Here is a 14,805-nt window from a genome sequence, read left to right as displayed (position 1 = left end):
AATATGACTAATAATATTCATAAATTTGGTGGTTCGAGTTTAAGCTCAGCCGAGCGCTATAAAAGCGTTGCAAAAATAATTTTAGGGCAAGCTCAGCCCGGTGATTGTGTAGTGGTATCGGCTGCAGGAAAAACCACAGATACATTAGTAAAACTGTGGCAAAGTTATCAGCAGCACGATACTCAAGCGCTCGCTGATATTGTATTGCAATTAAACAATCATCAAAGTGATTTAATAACGCAGCTACTGCAGGGCGATTTAAAGCGCAGCGCCTTAACCACTCTAAATGAAGAGCTAAGTTTAGTTGCTAAATTAGCGAGTACTGAGCAGTTGCAAGAAGCGGCGCTACTCGCCCATGGTGAGTTGTGGTCAGCTCGTTTGCTCGCAGCGTATTTACAGCAACTTAATGTTGCTGCATGCATGCAAGACGCAAGAGGCTTGTTTACGCTAAGTGATGGACAATTATTGCATAGCCAAAATACGCAGCAGTGTAGTGAGCTTATTAGCCAGCACAAAATTAACGTGGTAACAGGGTTTATTGCGGCTAATACCCAAGGCGATACGGTCACTCTTGGTCGCAATGGTAGTGATTACAGTGCAACCTTATTGGCAAGTTATTGCAATGCTAAACAAGTATATATTTGGACCGATACACAAGGGATATTTAGTACCGACCCACGTAAAGTTAACAAGGCCATTAAATACGCTAAGGTATGTAGAGCGCAAGCTAACTTATTGGCAAGATTAGGTAACCCCGTTTTACACGCTAAAACATTATCGCCACTTAAAAATACCGATATAAAGCTTGCGGTGCGCAGTAGTTTTGACGTGCAAGCAAGCTCAACAAATGTAGTGAAAGAGGGCTGTGTAAAACAAAAACGCTTTATTACTACATTAGAAAATATAGATTTACTTAGTGTTGAAGGGCTAGTTGAGGGTGAGGTAACTCAGGTTAGCCAGCTTATTCAACATAGTTTGCATCATTTTAGTAGCGCGGGTGAAACTTACCTAATAGTACCTGCAGTAGCGACCCATCAAGTAGTTAGTTACTTTGCAGGAAGAGCCAATATTAGCGAGTCTAACCTACATGGTTGCGCGCTAGTTGCTCCTGAGCAAGATATAAACTTATTGAGTACTCAGGCACGCGAGTTGCTCAATTTGCATAATATTGAACCTCGCTTTGTGCATCAAGATAGTGGTTATGTATTGCTACTGACGGATCAGCTTATTGATAGTGATGTGCTTAATGTGCTGCACGATAAACTGATCACTAAAGGCCAAGAAATTGCCTTAATAGTGGCAGGGCTTGGTAACGTAGGGGATGTATTTGTTAGCCAACTATCGGCGCAGCTAGCACGCTTATCAACCGACTTTAATATTAAGTTAGTGGGATTAGCACGTTCGCAAAAACTGCTATTTAATCCCAGCGGCATAAATGTACAGCACTGGAAGAACCAATGGCAGTTAGAGGCTGTTGACTATAGCAGCCAAGATTTATTAACCGCTATTGGCCAGCTTGATTACGAGCATAAAGTGGTTATAGATATAACCGCCAGCGAGCAATTTAGTCAGTTATACCCAGATTTTGTTGCGCTTGATTGTCATTTAATTAGTGCTAATAAGTATGCTGGTACCGCGCCAACTCCTTGGTATAAAGCGTTGCAGCACAATATTGCGCAGCGCAATTTATATTGGCGCTATAACGCTAGTGTGGGTGCCGGTTTACCAATTAATTTTGCCCTTGCAGATTTACAAAACAGTGGCGATAAAATAACACGTATAGAAGGTGTTTTTTCGGGTACGTTATCGTGGTTATGTAGTATGTATAATGGCGCAACTGCATTTTCTGAGTTATTACTTGAAGCGCAACAAATGGGTTTTACTGAACCCGATCCGCGCGAAGATTTATCGGGGCGAGATATGCAGCGTAAGCTACTTATTTTAGCGCGAGAGTTAGGGGTTGAATTAGACCTTAACGACATTGCCTTAGCGCCGTTAATGCCCGATGAGCTAGCACTAGGTAGTTGGGATGACTTTTTAGCTAATAAACATAAGCTCGACACTTTTATTGAAGAGCATGCACGCAATGCAAAATTACAAAACGCGGTACTTCGTTATACAGGTTTACTGAGTATTGAGCACGATAGCGTAACGGCCAAAGTAGGGTTAGCGTATGTTACGCCCAATGACGCATTAGCAAACTTAACCCCGGGTGATAATATTTTTGTTATTAACAGCCAGTGGTACAGCAATAATGCCTTGATTATACAAGGCCCAGGTGCTGGTAAGGAAGTGACTGCAGCAGGCGTTCATTCTGACTTATATTGGCTGATAAAAAACTTAAAGTAATAATTAAATAAAACAAAAAACGGCAACCTAAAAAGGTTGCCGTTTTTTTTAGCGTAATTAATCATTTAGCTAATGAGAGGTGTGCTTATGGTTAAAATAGCTCTTCTTCTGTTTTGGTGTTTTCTTCAAAAATATCGCTTGGCTGCGAAAGCACATAACTAGTTGGGGTAGTGCCTTTTTCAAAGTATTCAAAGCGGCTAGTGTAATCATTTTTGTGGCTTAATAAGCCAGTCGCTAAATCAATACGAATAGAAACTAATCCTTCAGGTGGTTCAATTGGCGCTTCTGGTTGCCCATCAAGAGCTGCCCTCATAAATTCATTCCATGCGGGTTGAGCTGTTTTAGCGCCCGATTCAGCCCCTGTTATTTGACCACTATCAAGGTTGTTGTTATAAGCAGAACGACCTAGAGTATTGCCAGGGTTGTCAAAGCCAACCCATACTGAGGTGAGTACATTGCGGTTAAAACCACTAAACCAAGTGTCAACAGAATCGTTTGTGGTACCTGTTTTACCCGATAAATCACGACGCCCTAAACGCTGTGCTCGCCATGCAGTCCCCGTCCAGCCTGTTTTATTGCTCCAGCTTCCGCCGCCCCAAATTGCGCTGTTCATAGCGTCTGCAATTAAAAAAGCATTTTGTTTAGAAATAATACGTGGGGCACATTGCACTGTTTGCTGCGCTTTTTCACCTTGCTCAGTATTTTCTATCGTTAGGCTGCTGTTATTTTCGATAGCGAGGGGCTGCGTGTTCTCATCGCAGGCTAGGGCTGGGTTTGCTTTAAATAACACTGTACCAAAGGCATCTTGAATTTCAGATATAAAATACGGTTCTATTAAATGCCCGCCATTAGCAAACGCGCTCATACCACGAGCAAGTTCTAATGGAGAAATGGAAGCACTACCAAGCGCTAAGGATTCACTGCGGTTAATGTCTTTATTATCAAAACCAAATTTGAGTAAATGATCGGCAGTACGTTGCAAGCCTACACCACGTAGAAGACGAACCGAAATAACGTTTTTAGATTGCGCCAATGCGCGGCGAATACGAATTGGGCCATTATAAACTGCAGGGCTGTTTTTTGGGCGCCATGCAATACCTTGGCTTTTATCCCATTGATTAATTGGAGCGTCGTTTAAAATGGATGCTAAAGTGTAGCCTTTTTCCAGAGCTGCAGAGTAAATAAAGGGTTTAATGTTTGAGCCGACTTGGCGTTTAGCTTGCACTGCACGGTTGTACTGGCTTTGCTCAAAACTATAACCACCAACAATTGCTTTAATACGGCCATCTTGAGGGTCTAAAGACACAATGGCACTAGAGGCTTCAGGAATTTGACTCAATAAATAATTATTATCGTCGTTTTTACGTAGCCATATTTGTGCACCTGGTACTAATATTTCAGTTGCAGCTTTAGGAGCAAAACTTTGGCGGTAACGCGTAATATATTTACGTGCCCACTTTAAGTTATCCCATGTAAGTGTTGCCAGTTCACCATTTTTTAGTAAAACGTCGGCTGTTTTTTCGTTAACTGCCAATACCACTGCTGCTTGTAAGTCGCCAAGCTGTTTTACGTCTTTTAGCTGGTTAAGAATTTGCGCTTGGCTTAATGCTGGTTGTGTTTGCGCATCCCATAATAAACGCTCTGGACCTCTAAAACCGTGGCGCATATCGTAACTATGTAAGTTATTTACTAAAGCCGTTTGCGCAGCTTGTTGAACGTGGGACTCTACCGAGGTAAATATTTTAAAGCCAGAGTTATACGCTTTATCAATACCGTATTTAGCAACCATTTCTGCACGCACCATTTCAGATATATAAGGTGCGTATAAATCTATTTCAGCGCCATGAAAAACGGCCGTTATAGGTTGATTAATAGTCTCTTCATATTCGCTTTGGGTTATATAACGTTCAGACAACATTCTACCAAGTACGACATTACGACGCGCTTTAGCACGCACTGGATTGCGAATAGGATTAAGCGCTGAAGGTGCTTTTGGCAGGCCGGCAATCATTGCCATTTGCGCAAGGGTTAAGTCTTTTAGTTCTTTACCGTAATAAACTTGCGCTGCTGCACCAATACCAAACGCCCTATTACCTAATTCAATTTTATTTAAATACAGCTCAAGAATTTCGTTTTTGCTTAATAAGTTTTCAATATGTATCGCGATAAAAATTTCTTTTACTTTACGAATGTAGGCTTTTTCGCGGGTTAAGAAAAAATTACGTGCTAGCTGCATAGTAATAGTACTAGCGCCTTGTTTTTTCTCTCCGGTAGATATAAGTACAAGCGCAGAGCGGACTATACCTATTGGGTCAATACCAAGGTGATCATAAAAGCGGCTGTCTTCGGTGGCTAAAAATGCATTAATGAGGGGTTGTGGTATTTGGTCTATTGTGACCGGAATTCGTCGTTTTTCACCAAATTGATTGATCAACAGACCATCTTTAGTGAATACTTGCATAGGAGTTTGTAATTGCACGTCTTTTAAAACTTGCACACTTGGGATATCAGGTTTAACGTAATAATAAAGGCTGAACAAAGTGATCAGTCCAAATAATGTGCAAATGATAAAAAATTGTAAAGTTCTTTTTAATAAAATCACTGATATTTCCCTAAATGGACTCCCAATTACAAGTTGAGGCTGCTAGTATATATTGATTAAAAAATGAATAGTATTTTTTCAGATAAGAATTATAACTTGTTTATTATTAAAACAAAGGCAAAGTTGCAAACATGCTAAGTCAACTATTTAAAAAGCCATCGCCGATGATGGTAGGCATTGATATAGGATCGCACTCTATCAAAGCTGTACTGTTAAGTGAAACAGACACTGGGCTTCGATTAGAAGCACTTGCAATTGAACCTATGCCAAAAGGCGCCATGAGTGAGCGTACTATTCAAGATATTGAAGCAATTGGTAATGTAATAACTAAATTAAAACGAAAATTACCTAAATCACTAAAAGAAGCTGCGGTGGCTGTTTCAGGCCAGACCGTAATCACCAAGGTGATTTTCATGGATGTCACCTTAAGTGACGCTGAATTAGAATCGCAAATTGAAATTGAAGCAGACAGCTTAATTCCTTATCCATTAGATGAAGTTAATCTTGATTTTGAAAAGCTATCAACCAATGCCGCCGATCCTAGTAAAATGAATGTATTGCTTTCGGCTGCGCGTACTGAAAGCGTTGAAGCACGTGTTGGCGCGTTAGAAGCGGCTAACTTAGTTGCTAAAGTGGTTGACGTAGAAAGCTACGCATTAAGCCGAGCAATGGATGTGTACTATCAACAGTTACCAAGTGATGCATTTAATAAGTGCGTTGCAATTGTTGATATTGGCGCGGTATTAACACTCGTAAGTGTAGTGCAAGCGGGCGATACAATTTATACCCGCGACCAAGTGTTTGGTGGCGATCAATACACTAATAGTATTGTTGCCTATTATAATAAAGGCTTTGATGAAGCTGAAATTGGTAAAGCAACCGGCGACTTACCACCAAATTATACCTTTGAAGTACTTGCACCTTTTCAAACAGCCTTGCTACAACAAGTGCGCCGCGCGGTGCAAATGTTTTTAACCACCACGGGTAAAGATCAGCTAGATTATATTGTATTAACCGGTGGTACAGCTATGATTAGCGGTTTTGAGCGCTTATTAGTCGAAGAGTTAGGTATACACACAATTGTAGCCGAGCCATTTGTAAATATGGAAATATCTCCTAGAGTTGACCGTAATGTATTACAGCGTCATCGCACGCAATTTGCTATTGCAACAGGACTCGCTTTGAGGAGCTTTTCATCATGCCACATATAAATTTACTGCCTTGGCGTGAACTACAGCGTGAAGACTCAAAAAAGAAGTTTATTACTTCATTAATTGCAGTTGTTGTTTTGTGTTTTTTGAGTATGTATTTATTGAGCTCATTTTATGGCGCTTTAAAAGAGGGGCAAAATCTAAAAAACAATTACCTTAGTGCAGAAATAAGTATGCTAGATAAAGAAATAAGAGACATTAGAGAGCTAGATAAGAAAAAAGAAAACCTGCAGCAGCGTATGCGCTTAATTGAAAATCTGCAAAGGAGTCGTAATTTAGGCACGCAAATTATGGATGAAGTCGCAAAAATAGTACCTGCAGGGGTTTATTTAACTAAGCTAGAGCGACGCGGTAATCAAATTCATGTACTTGGAAAAAGCGAATCGAATAATCGCCTTTCAACCTTGTTACGTGAAGTGCAAGGTTCTTATTTATTAGAGCGCCCAGTAATGCAAGGTATTGTTGCTGGCGATAAATCGTCGCGTTTGTTGAGTGATTTTAATATGGAATTTTATGTAAAACCATTCGATAAAATTGGCGAGGTACATGATGAACCTTGATTTTAAAGCTTTTAAAGATATAGATTGGAATGAAATAGAACTTGATAATATAGGTGAATGGCCGGTTATTGTTAAAGTTATTTGCGGTGCTTTTATTGCGGGTTTAGTGTTGTTTTTTAGCTATAGCTTATTAGTTTCGGATGAAATAGACAGTTATCATAACGCTTTAGCCAAAGAGGTGGAGCTGCGCACTACTTATCGCACCAAATATGCGGTAGCCAGTAAACTAGATATTTATCGGCTGCAAATGATTGAAATGGAAGATAAGTTTTCTCAGCTATTAAAACGCCTACCAACCTCTAATGAAACCCCAGGCTTATTAGATGACTTATCTTATGTGGGTACTACCAGTGGCTTAACCTTTTTAAAAATTGGTTGGTTGCCTGAAGTTGAAAAAGAATTTTATACCGAACTGCCAATAAAAATAGAAGTGGTAGGGACCTACCATGAATTTGGTCAGTTTGTAGGTAAAGTGGCTCAATTACCGCGAATTGTTAGTTTACATGACTTTTCTATTTTATCATCTGGAGAAAAGCAGTTAACATTTAGTGTGATTGCAAAAACTTATCGCTACGAAGAGGGGACTAAATAATGAATAAACTCCCTTTAGTGGCTATTTTTACAATGTTATTGAGTGGCTGTAATAGTGACACTTCTGAACAAAAAGAATTTATTGATCAGGTAAAAGCAAGTACAACCCCCAGAGTGGAAAAAATACCAGAGCTCATTCAGTTTGAGTATTTTGAATACAATGCAGGTCAATTGCGTAGCCCATTTGTAGCTCCACAACCTGAAATTATACAAAATAAGTTAACGCAAATTAAAAATTGTTTGCACCCAGATCCAGATAGAGTTCGTGAGCCATTAGAAAAATATCCGCTAGATAATCTAGCGATGAAAGGCACATTAGGCTCTAATAGCCAAACATGGGCACTTATTACTGCTGCTGATGCAACGCTGCATAGAGTAACCGTAGGGAGTTACTTGGGCACTTACGACGGAAAAGTAAAAAAAGTGAGTAGTGACTATATTGAGTTAATAGAATTAATCCCTGATGGATCTGGCTGTTGGAAAGAGCGTCAGACTAAATTAGAAATGTTAGAGGCGACAATTGATGGCGCAAATTAATAACAAAAAAGGTCATACAAATATGTATAAGGATGTAGGTTCGCTTCATCGTGTATTGTCAGCTTTATTAGTGATTTTTACACTATTAATAGCCAAAACTGCGGTAGCTGAGCCGCTACTTTATGACGTGCGCTATAATCCATTATTAAAAGGCGAAACCGAACTACAACTGGTATTTGATGAAGAATTAACCCTGCAACCAAGTATTCAAGTGTTCAATAGCCCAGCGCGTATAGAAATGCTGTTTACCAATGCACAGTTAGATCAAGGGTTAGCCGATGTTGCTGTTAATTTGGCTGGAATAAATAATGTAACCAGCGTAATGACAAGTAACGGTTTAAAAGTAACGGTACATCTTGAGCGTTTGAAAATTTATGAAACCCAGGTTAATAATAATCTGGTCTCGCTGCGTATCTCTGATAATCCATTAACCGAGCAAGCGCTAACGACTGATGATGCTGCAGATAGCATTGGCGGTAGTTACATTAATCGTATTCAATCTATTGATTTTCGCCGTGGTGAAAAGGGCGAAGCTAAAGTATTGGTATTTTTGCAAGATACTCAAGCCGCAATAGAAGTACATGAAAGTGGCGGTAAAATTATTGCAGAGTTTCATCACACTGATATTTTAGATGATTTATTATACGAATTAGATGTACTTGATTTTGGTACTATCGTAAGCAATATAGAAACCTTTAAAGAAGATAACCTGAGCCGAATTGTTATTGAGCCAAACGCAGCATTTACGTTTACTTATCAGCAAATAGATAATATTTTTACCTTAAATGTTGAGAAAGACGAAACCCAAAATGCTTACCTTGATGGTGGTAAAGAATATCAAGGTCGACCAATGACCCTGAACTTTCAAGATATTTCGGTACGTGCCGTCTTGCAAATTATAGCCGGATACAACGACTTTAACTTAGTAACCAGTGATTCTGTAACGGGCAATATAACGCTACGTTTAGATGGCGTGCCATGGGATCAAGCGCTTGATGTGGTACTCAGAATAAAAGGTCTTGATAAGCGTATGGATGGCTCTATTTTAATGGTAGCCCCATCAGAAGAGCTTGCAGCACGTGAAGCAAAAGACTTAAAAGCAAAGCAACAAGTAGAAGATTTAGAGCCTTTGTACAGCGAGTACATTCGCTTAAATTATGCAAAGGCCGAAGATTTTGCAGATTTACTAAAAACGGACACTAACAGCATTATAACCCCAAGAGGGAGTGTGTCGGTTGATCAGCGTACCAATACATTATTAATGAAAGATACGGCAAAAAGTATCGAAAGCGTACGCCGCATGGTCGAAACGCTAGATATACCTGTAAAGCAGGTTGTAATTGAAGCGCGCATGGTAACCGTACGCGACAACGTTACAGAAGATTTAGGGGTACGTTGGGGCTTTAGTGATCAGCAAGGAACCGATGGTATTTCAGGCACCCTAGAGGGGGCTGAAAACATCTCTAATGGTAATATTCCAAGCTTGTCTGATAGATTAAATGTAAACCTACCAGTTGCTAACCCTTCAGCTAGCATAGGTATGCATATTGCTAAACTAGCTAATGGTACGTTAATTGATTTAGAGCTAACTGCGCTTGAAGAAGAAAATAAAGGTGAAATTATTGCTAGTCCGCGAATTACTGCGGCTAACCAGCAAAAGGCGAGGATTGAACAAGGTACCGAAATACCTTATGTTGAATCAGCCTCTAGTGGTGCGACAACAGTAAGCTTTAAAAAAGCAGTACTTAGCTTAGAAGTAACACCGCATATAACACCTGATAACAAAGTTATTTTGAATTTAATTATCACTCAAGATACCCGAGGTGATACAGTACAGACCGGAACAGGCCCTGCGGTTGCAATTGATACGCAACAAATTGAAACGCAGGTACTGGTAGAAAATGGCCAAACAGTTGTTTTGGGTGGTATTTTTCAACAGCAAATTATTAATTCGACCAAAAAAGTTCCTTTATTGGGCGACATTCCATACATTGGAAGACTGTTTAAAAGTACCAGTGAGTTTAACGAAAAGCGTGAACTACTGATTTTCGTCACTCCTAAGATACAAGTTGATTAGGGCGTGATTATATTTGAATATTGATTTTGCAGCACTCTACTTAGTTTACTAAGTAGAGAATATGCAGTGTGGTTACTTCCCAAAATATGCGATAGCAGCATAAAACCAACATGCGCTGCCCTTCGGGTGCACTCTAGTGTTATTTTGCGCTTTACTGTGTGAGTTTTACATAACATTACGTAGTAAAGTTATCAGTAATTTGATAAATACAACTTTGGATTGCACAAATTTTAACCATGAAAAATAAATACTCCCTAAAATAAGCTAATGTTTTGTTAACTAATGGATGATTATTTAGATTAATTGCTCGTTATATGGCTTTTTATGCTAATTGACTTGAAATACCCAACCGATTACTGAGATAATCCTCTCCTTAATTTTGGGGCCAGGTCGTTAGGCGGGGTTTTATTTCAAATTTTAGAGTTCGTTTGTACTAAAAGATATGGCTGAGAAACGTAATATATTTCTAGTTGGCCCCATGGGGGCTGGCAAAAGTACGATTGGTCGTCACATCGCTGACCAATTACACCTTGAATTTGTTGATTCTGATCAAGAAATCGAACGCCGTACCGGTGCAGATATTGCCTGGGTGTTTGATCTTGAAGGTGAAGAAGGCTTTAGACTTCGTGAAGAATCTGTTATTGGCGATCTAACCGAAATGCAGGGTATTGTACTTGCAACCGGTGGTGGTTCAGTAATGAGTAAAGAAGTTAGAAACAAGCTTTCGGCTCGCGGTATTGTAGTATACCTAGAGACACCGATTGAAAAACAAGTTGCACGCACACAACGCGACAAGCGTCGCCCATTACTGCAAACAGAAGAAGCACCTCGTGATGTATTAGAACGTTTAGCAGAAGAACGCGAACCGTTATATAAAGAAGTGGCTGATTTTGTTGTACGCACTGATGAGCAAAGCGCTAAAGTTGTTGCTAACCAAATCATCGAGAAATTGGATTTTTAATTACTAATATTAAAGGAAATAGCTAAGCATGCTTGAATTATCTGTTAATTTAGACGAGCGAAGTTACCCTATTTATATTGGTCAATCTACACTTCAAGATAATGGCCGCCTAGTTCATCACATTGGTGATTGTCGGCCTATCATCATTACTAACGACACTATTGCGCCTTTGTATTTACAAGGCTTATTAGCGCAGTTAGCAACATTGAATCCACTGCACTTTATTATTCCTGATGGCGAGCAATATAAATCGCTTACCTGGTTTGAAAAAATATCGGCATTTTTACTCGAAAATAACTGTGGTCGTGACACCTGCTTAATTGCATTAGGTGGCGGCGTTGTTGGTGATTTAACTGGTTTTGTTGCTGCATGTTATCAGCGTGGCATTCCCTTTATTCAAATGCCAACGACACTATTATCACAAGTTGATTCGTCGGTAGGTGGAAAAACAGCGGTAAATCATCCACTAGGTAAAAATATGATTGGGGCATTTTACCAGCCACAAGCCGTTTTTATCGACACACAATCATTACATACTTTACCTGCGCGCGAGTTTGCAGCCGGTATGGCTGAAGTGATTAAATACGGTTTGATTTACGATACTGAGCTATTTGCTTACTTAGAGCAAAATGTTGAGCGTTTACAGCAATTAGATGAAGCCTGTTTACAGCATATAATTTATAGGTGCTGTGAAATTAAAGCGCTAATTGTAGCTCAAGACGAAAAAGAGCAAGGCCTAAGAGCACTATTAAACTTAGGTCATACCTTTGCGCACGCAATTGAAGCGCAAATGGGGTACGGTGTTTGGCTACATGGCGAAGCAGTAGCAACAGGTATGGTACTTGCTGCAAAACTAGCATATACACGCCAAGATTTAACCGCTGAGGACGTTACGCGTATCTCTGGTTTAATTGCGCAATATAGCTTACCCACGCAGATCCCGGCGGTAATGACCAGCGAGCATTTTTTGCAGCATATGCGTAAAGACAAAAAGAATAAAAAGGGTACTATCCGCTTTATTCTGCCCACCCAATTTGGACAATGTGCATTAGTGGATGATGTTTCAGATGACCAAGTTCGAGCGTTAATCGAGCAATAATGCAGCCACAAATTTTACCAAGCCGTGCGGCATTGGTGGATAGAATCGCACTGCAATTTGAGTACGGACAAAACCTGATTGTTTTACTAGGCACCTCTGGCCTAGGTAAAAGCTACCTACTCGAAACTTTTATTACTGATAAATATAACGATTTTAATAAAGCATTTGTGCAAGTAACAGCGCAAATGACAGACATTCAATTAATGAGCGAGCTATTAGAGCAAAGCTTTAATGCACCTTTAATTGATCATAGCTTGAGCCTATCCGAAAACTTTTATCAATTATTACAACAGCAAGCTTGTGGCCCTTGTTTATGGGTGCTAGATAACGCCAGGCACTTATCAGAAGAATTACAGGTAGAGTTAGAACTACTGGCTAAAAACTCCCCCAGTACGCTTTATATTATGCTTGCTGCGCAGTCAAAACTGGCCTTTGCAGCGGCAATAAACATTCACTTAGAGCCATTAAACCAAAGTGAAAGTAAGCAGTTAATGCGTTGGTATTTTAGCGACCTGCCTTATGATGAAGACCCAGTTTATCAAGCTTTTATAGCTGCGGCTCAGGGTAATCCTAATTTATTACTGAGCTGGCAAGCAACAGAACATATAGCGGATGTTGTTGTAAAAGATAAAGTATCTTGGCGTTTGCATTTATTAATTTTGATGTTAATTATTCTGTTTTTAATAATTGGCTTGTTATATAAATCAGACATGACTCAATGGTGGCAACAATATTATCAGCAAGCTCAGCCTGAAGTACTCACAACGGCAATTTCGGTTAAGCAAATACAGCAGCCATTAGCGAATAGCGACAATAGCGACAATAGCGTTATTGCAGCGTCACCTAACTTACCTGCAAGCACAGTTGAGCTACAAACACCGCATAATGATGTGCCTGCAATTATGCAAAGTCTGACTGCGAAGCAAACAACTCCCAGCTCTAAAAATACACCATCGGTAGAGCCAAAGATATTAGCAGCGCAGCCACACAGTAATATTTCAGCTCAGGTTGAGAGCAAAATACTCACAGGTAATGCATGGTACTTACAACAGCCAGACACAAATACAGTTATTCAATTATTAGCGATTACTCAGCAACAAGTCAGTGCTGAATTTATTAGCCAGCATAAACTACAAAAAGTAGCGCATACCTATCAAACTAAAAGAAACAATAAAACTTGGTGGGTGGTAACAGTGGGTAGTTTTACTGATATGAATGCTGCAAAGTTAGCTATGAGCGCTTTGCCTGCAGAGGTTAAAATAAATAAGCCTTTCTATAAAAAAATAAGCAAAATAAAACAAGAAATTGTATTAGTTGATCAGTAAACTAAGCAACTTTAGTGTAAAATCGCGCAACACCAGATTGAAGTAAAGAGCCAATGCAGCAAAAGAGTAGAGCCTTCCTTAAATGGGCTGGCGGAAAATACAGTCTAGTTGAAGATATTAACGCGCGACTAAAGCAAGCTAGCCAGCAGGCTGATACTTTGGTTGAACCTTTTGTTGGTGCCGGCTCAGTGTTTTTAAATAGCGATTTTAAACACTATATTCTTAATGATATTAATGCCGATTTAATTAATTTATACAAAGAACTTAAAAACTCGCCCGATGAGTTTATAAGTGATGCTAAAAAGCTGTTTGTGGATTTAAATAATCATCCCGACGCTTACTACGAATACCGCGTGCAATTTAATCAAAGTAGCGATATATACGAACGCGCAATGCTGTTTTTATATATGAATAGACACGGTTATAACGGGCTTTGTAGGTATAACTTAAAGGGTATTTTTAATGTACCTTTTGGTAAATACAAAAAGCCTTATTTTCCCGAAAAAGAAATGTACTTTTTTGCTAAAAAAGCGCAACAGGCTACGTTTACCTGCCTTGATTACGATGACATTTTTAAACTAGTACCTAAAAATGCAGTTATTTATTGTGATCCACCGTATGTGCCTTTAAGTAAAACAGCCTCGTTTACCTCGTATGCTAAGGGCGGTTTTAATTTAGATGATCAAGCAAATTTAGCAAATTTAGCCGAGCAAGCGGCGTTTGAAAATGACACTCCAGTGCTTATCTCTAACCATGATACGGTATGGACGCGTAAAATTTATAGCCAAGCAACATTAGATCAAATTCAGGTAAAGCGCACTATTAGCCCCAAAGGGGGATCGCGTAATAAAGTGAGCGAACTAATGGCTATGTACTTAGCACCGAAACAACAATCGCGTAAATCGAAATAATAAAAACAATAAAAAGCATAATAGCTATTATGATAATGCTAACTGGCGAGTGGTGTTTAAAATCTGCGTGGCGTTTATTGTTAGATTGCACCCCAAAAAATGCAGCGAGTACACTTTGTAAGGCGCTAAAAAATTGTCGCATGTTTAAAATGATGGTTTTAAAGAGGGAAGCTTTTTAGAATCACCAGAGCTTGTAAGTAACTCTAATAAATCTAAATAATGAAACTGTGCACTGCGGCTATCGCCTGTTATCCATGAAGACCAAGACGATTCATCTACTATTTTAAGGCAAGCACTTACAGCTGTATCTGTAGAAGTTGTTTGTTTTTGCTGGCAATTGTTAATTGCCGTTAAATCTTGCTCAGAACTTGAGATAAAATTTAACGCTCCAACAAACAAAAATGCTGACGCCATTAATATCCCTGTTTTAAAAGCACGCATGATTTAAACCTAATAATTTGATCCTTTTTTAAGCATAACAAAAATTGCTTAAATAACAAACTTAAATTTTAGCATTAGCTTCTAAAGTCGAATAAAAATAAAGGCTTATCAATAATCTTTATTTTTATTAAGCCATTATAT

The 14,805-nt window shown here is 39.2% G+C and carries 13 protein-coding genes; 10 read left to right on the top strand and 3 right to left on the bottom strand.

Features of this window, described 5'->3' with window-relative positions:
• Positions 1–3 precede the first annotated feature (3 nt).
• Positions 4–2,349: a bifunctional aspartate kinase/homoserine dehydrogenase II gene (locus I6F41_RS03155; RefSeq protein WP_179808007.1), complete on the top strand. Its 2,346-nt coding sequence runs from the start codon at positions 4–6 to the stop codon at positions 2,347–2,349.
• A 91-nt stretch (positions 2,350–2,440) separates the two neighbouring features.
• On the opposite strand, the gene I6F41_RS03150 is transcribed toward I6F41_RS03155, so the two are convergent.
• A complete protein-coding gene (locus I6F41_RS03150; protein WP_011329365.1) occupies positions 2,441–4,951 on the bottom strand; it encodes a penicillin-binding protein 1A in 2,511 nt (836 codons plus the stop codon).
• Positions 4,952–5,082: 131 nt separating this feature from the next.
• Here I6F41_RS03150 and I6F41_RS03145 point away from each other — a divergent pair, with 131 nt between their 5' ends.
• The 9 genes from I6F41_RS03145 to I6F41_RS03105 all read left to right on the top strand — a co-directional run bounded on the left by I6F41_RS03145 (position 5,083) and on the right by I6F41_RS03105 (position 14,223).
• Positions 5,083–6,162: a pilus assembly protein PilM gene (locus I6F41_RS03145; RefSeq protein WP_182683866.1), complete on the top strand. Its 1,080-nt coding sequence runs from the start codon at positions 5,083–5,085 to the stop codon at positions 6,160–6,162.
• Positions 6,150–6,722, top strand: coding sequence for a PilN domain-containing protein (locus I6F41_RS03140; protein ID WP_011329363.1), 573 nt, complete (start codon positions 6,150–6,152; stop codon positions 6,720–6,722). The genes I6F41_RS03145 and I6F41_RS03140 overlap by 13 nt, the downstream gene beginning before the upstream one ends.
• Entirely contained in the window at positions 6,712–7,314 is a 603-nt protein-coding gene (locus tag I6F41_RS03135; RefSeq protein WP_182683908.1) for a type 4a pilus biogenesis protein PilO, read from the top strand. The genes I6F41_RS03140 and I6F41_RS03135 overlap by 11 nt, the downstream gene beginning before the upstream one ends.
• Complete coding sequence (locus I6F41_RS03130; RefSeq protein WP_011329361.1) at positions 7,314–7,850, top strand: pilus assembly protein PilP; 537 nt, start codon at positions 7,314–7,316, stop codon at positions 7,848–7,850. The genes I6F41_RS03135 and I6F41_RS03130 overlap by 1 nt, the downstream gene beginning before the upstream one ends.
• Positions 7,837–9,927 carry a type IV pilus secretin PilQ gene (locus tag I6F41_RS03125; RefSeq protein ID WP_182683867.1) on the top strand — a complete coding sequence of 697 codons (2,091 nt, stop codon included), beginning with the start codon at positions 7,837–7,839 and terminating at the stop codon, positions 9,925–9,927. The genes I6F41_RS03130 and I6F41_RS03125 overlap by 14 nt, the downstream gene beginning before the upstream one ends.
• A gap of 442 nt (positions 9,928–10,369) precedes the next feature.
• On the top strand, positions 10,370–10,888 hold the full coding sequence (gene aroK / locus I6F41_RS03120; RefSeq protein WP_008466255.1) for a shikimate kinase AroK: 519 nt from the start codon (positions 10,370–10,372) through the stop codon (positions 10,886–10,888).
• A gap of 28 nt (positions 10,889–10,916) precedes the next feature.
• Complete coding sequence (gene aroB / locus I6F41_RS03115) at positions 10,917–11,987, top strand: 3-dehydroquinate synthase (protein WP_011329359.1); 1,071 nt, start codon at positions 10,917–10,919, stop codon at positions 11,985–11,987.
• Positions 11,987–13,312 (top strand): AAA family ATPase, encoded by a 1,326-nt coding sequence (locus I6F41_RS03110; RefSeq protein WP_182683868.1) that lies wholly within the window; start codon positions 11,987–11,989, stop codon positions 13,310–13,312. The genes aroB and I6F41_RS03110 overlap by 1 nt, the downstream gene beginning before the upstream one ends.
• A 53-nt stretch (positions 13,313–13,365) precedes the next feature.
• Positions 13,366–14,223 carry a Dam family site-specific DNA-(adenine-N6)-methyltransferase gene (locus tag I6F41_RS03105; protein WP_011329357.1) on the top strand — a complete coding sequence of 286 codons (858 nt, stop codon included), beginning with the start codon at positions 13,366–13,368 and terminating at the stop codon, positions 14,221–14,223.
• Here I6F41_RS03105 and I6F41_RS03100 read toward each other — a convergent pair.
• Entirely contained in the window at positions 14,180–14,365 is a 186-nt protein-coding gene (locus I6F41_RS03100; RefSeq protein WP_182683869.1) for a DUF2970 domain-containing protein, read from the bottom strand. The two genes, I6F41_RS03105 and I6F41_RS03100, sit on opposite strands and share 44 nt — an antisense overlap.
• A 2-nt stretch (positions 14,366–14,367) precedes the next feature.
• Entirely contained in the window at positions 14,368–14,664 is a 297-nt protein-coding gene (locus tag I6F41_RS03095; RefSeq protein ID WP_182683870.1) for a hypothetical protein, read from the bottom strand.
• Positions 14,665–14,805 lie beyond the last annotated feature (141 nt).

The sequence above is a fragment of the Pseudoalteromonas sp. SCQQ13 genome (assembly GCF_015864415.1).
GTDB lineage: Bacteria > Pseudomonadota > Gammaproteobacteria > Enterobacterales > Alteromonadaceae > Pseudoalteromonas > Pseudoalteromonas nigrifaciens.
The sequence above is the reverse complement of the archived record's forward strand: the minus strand, read 5'-3'. Positions and strand labels throughout refer to the sequence as shown.

What these genes read in the sequence shown, in the direction of transcription:
- I6F41_RS03155 (WP_179808007.1), top strand. Translation starts at nt 4, where the DNA reads ATGACTAATAATATTCATAAATTTGGTGGTTCGAGTTTAAGCTCAGCC.
- I6F41_RS03145 (WP_182683866.1), top strand. Translation starts at nt 5,083, where the DNA reads ATGCTAAGTCAACTATTTAAAAAGCCATCGCCGATGATGGTAGGCATT.
- I6F41_RS03140 (WP_011329363.1), top strand. Translation starts at nt 6,150, where the DNA reads ATGCCACATATAAATTTACTGCCTTGGCGTGAACTACAGCGTGAAGAC.
- I6F41_RS03135 (WP_182683908.1), top strand. Translation starts at nt 6,712, where the DNA reads ATGAACCTTGATTTTAAAGCTTTTAAAGATATAGATTGGAATGAAATA.
- I6F41_RS03130 (WP_011329361.1), top strand. Translation starts at nt 7,314, where the DNA reads ATGAATAAACTCCCTTTAGTGGCTATTTTTACAATGTTATTGAGTGGC.
- I6F41_RS03125 (WP_182683867.1), top strand. Translation starts at nt 7,837, where the DNA reads ATGGCGCAAATTAATAACAAAAAAGGTCATACAAATATGTATAAGGAT.
- aroK (WP_008466255.1), top strand. Translation starts at nt 10,370, where the DNA reads ATGGCTGAGAAACGTAATATATTTCTAGTTGGCCCCATGGGGGCTGGC.
- aroB (WP_011329359.1), top strand. Translation starts at nt 10,917, where the DNA reads ATGCTTGAATTATCTGTTAATTTAGACGAGCGAAGTTACCCTATTTAT.
- I6F41_RS03110 (WP_182683868.1), top strand. Translation starts at nt 11,987, where the DNA reads ATGCAGCCACAAATTTTACCAAGCCGTGCGGCATTGGTGGATAGAATC.
- I6F41_RS03105 (WP_011329357.1), top strand. Translation starts at nt 13,366, where the DNA reads ATGCAGCAAAAGAGTAGAGCCTTCCTTAAATGGGCTGGCGGAAAATAC.
- I6F41_RS03100 (WP_182683869.1), bottom strand. Translation starts at nt 14,365, where the DNA reads ATGCGACAATTTTTTAGCGCCTTACAAAGTGTACTCGCTGCATTTTTT.
- I6F41_RS03095 (WP_182683870.1), bottom strand. Translation starts at nt 14,664, where the DNA reads ATGCGTGCTTTTAAAACAGGGATATTAATGGCGTCAGCATTTTTGTTT.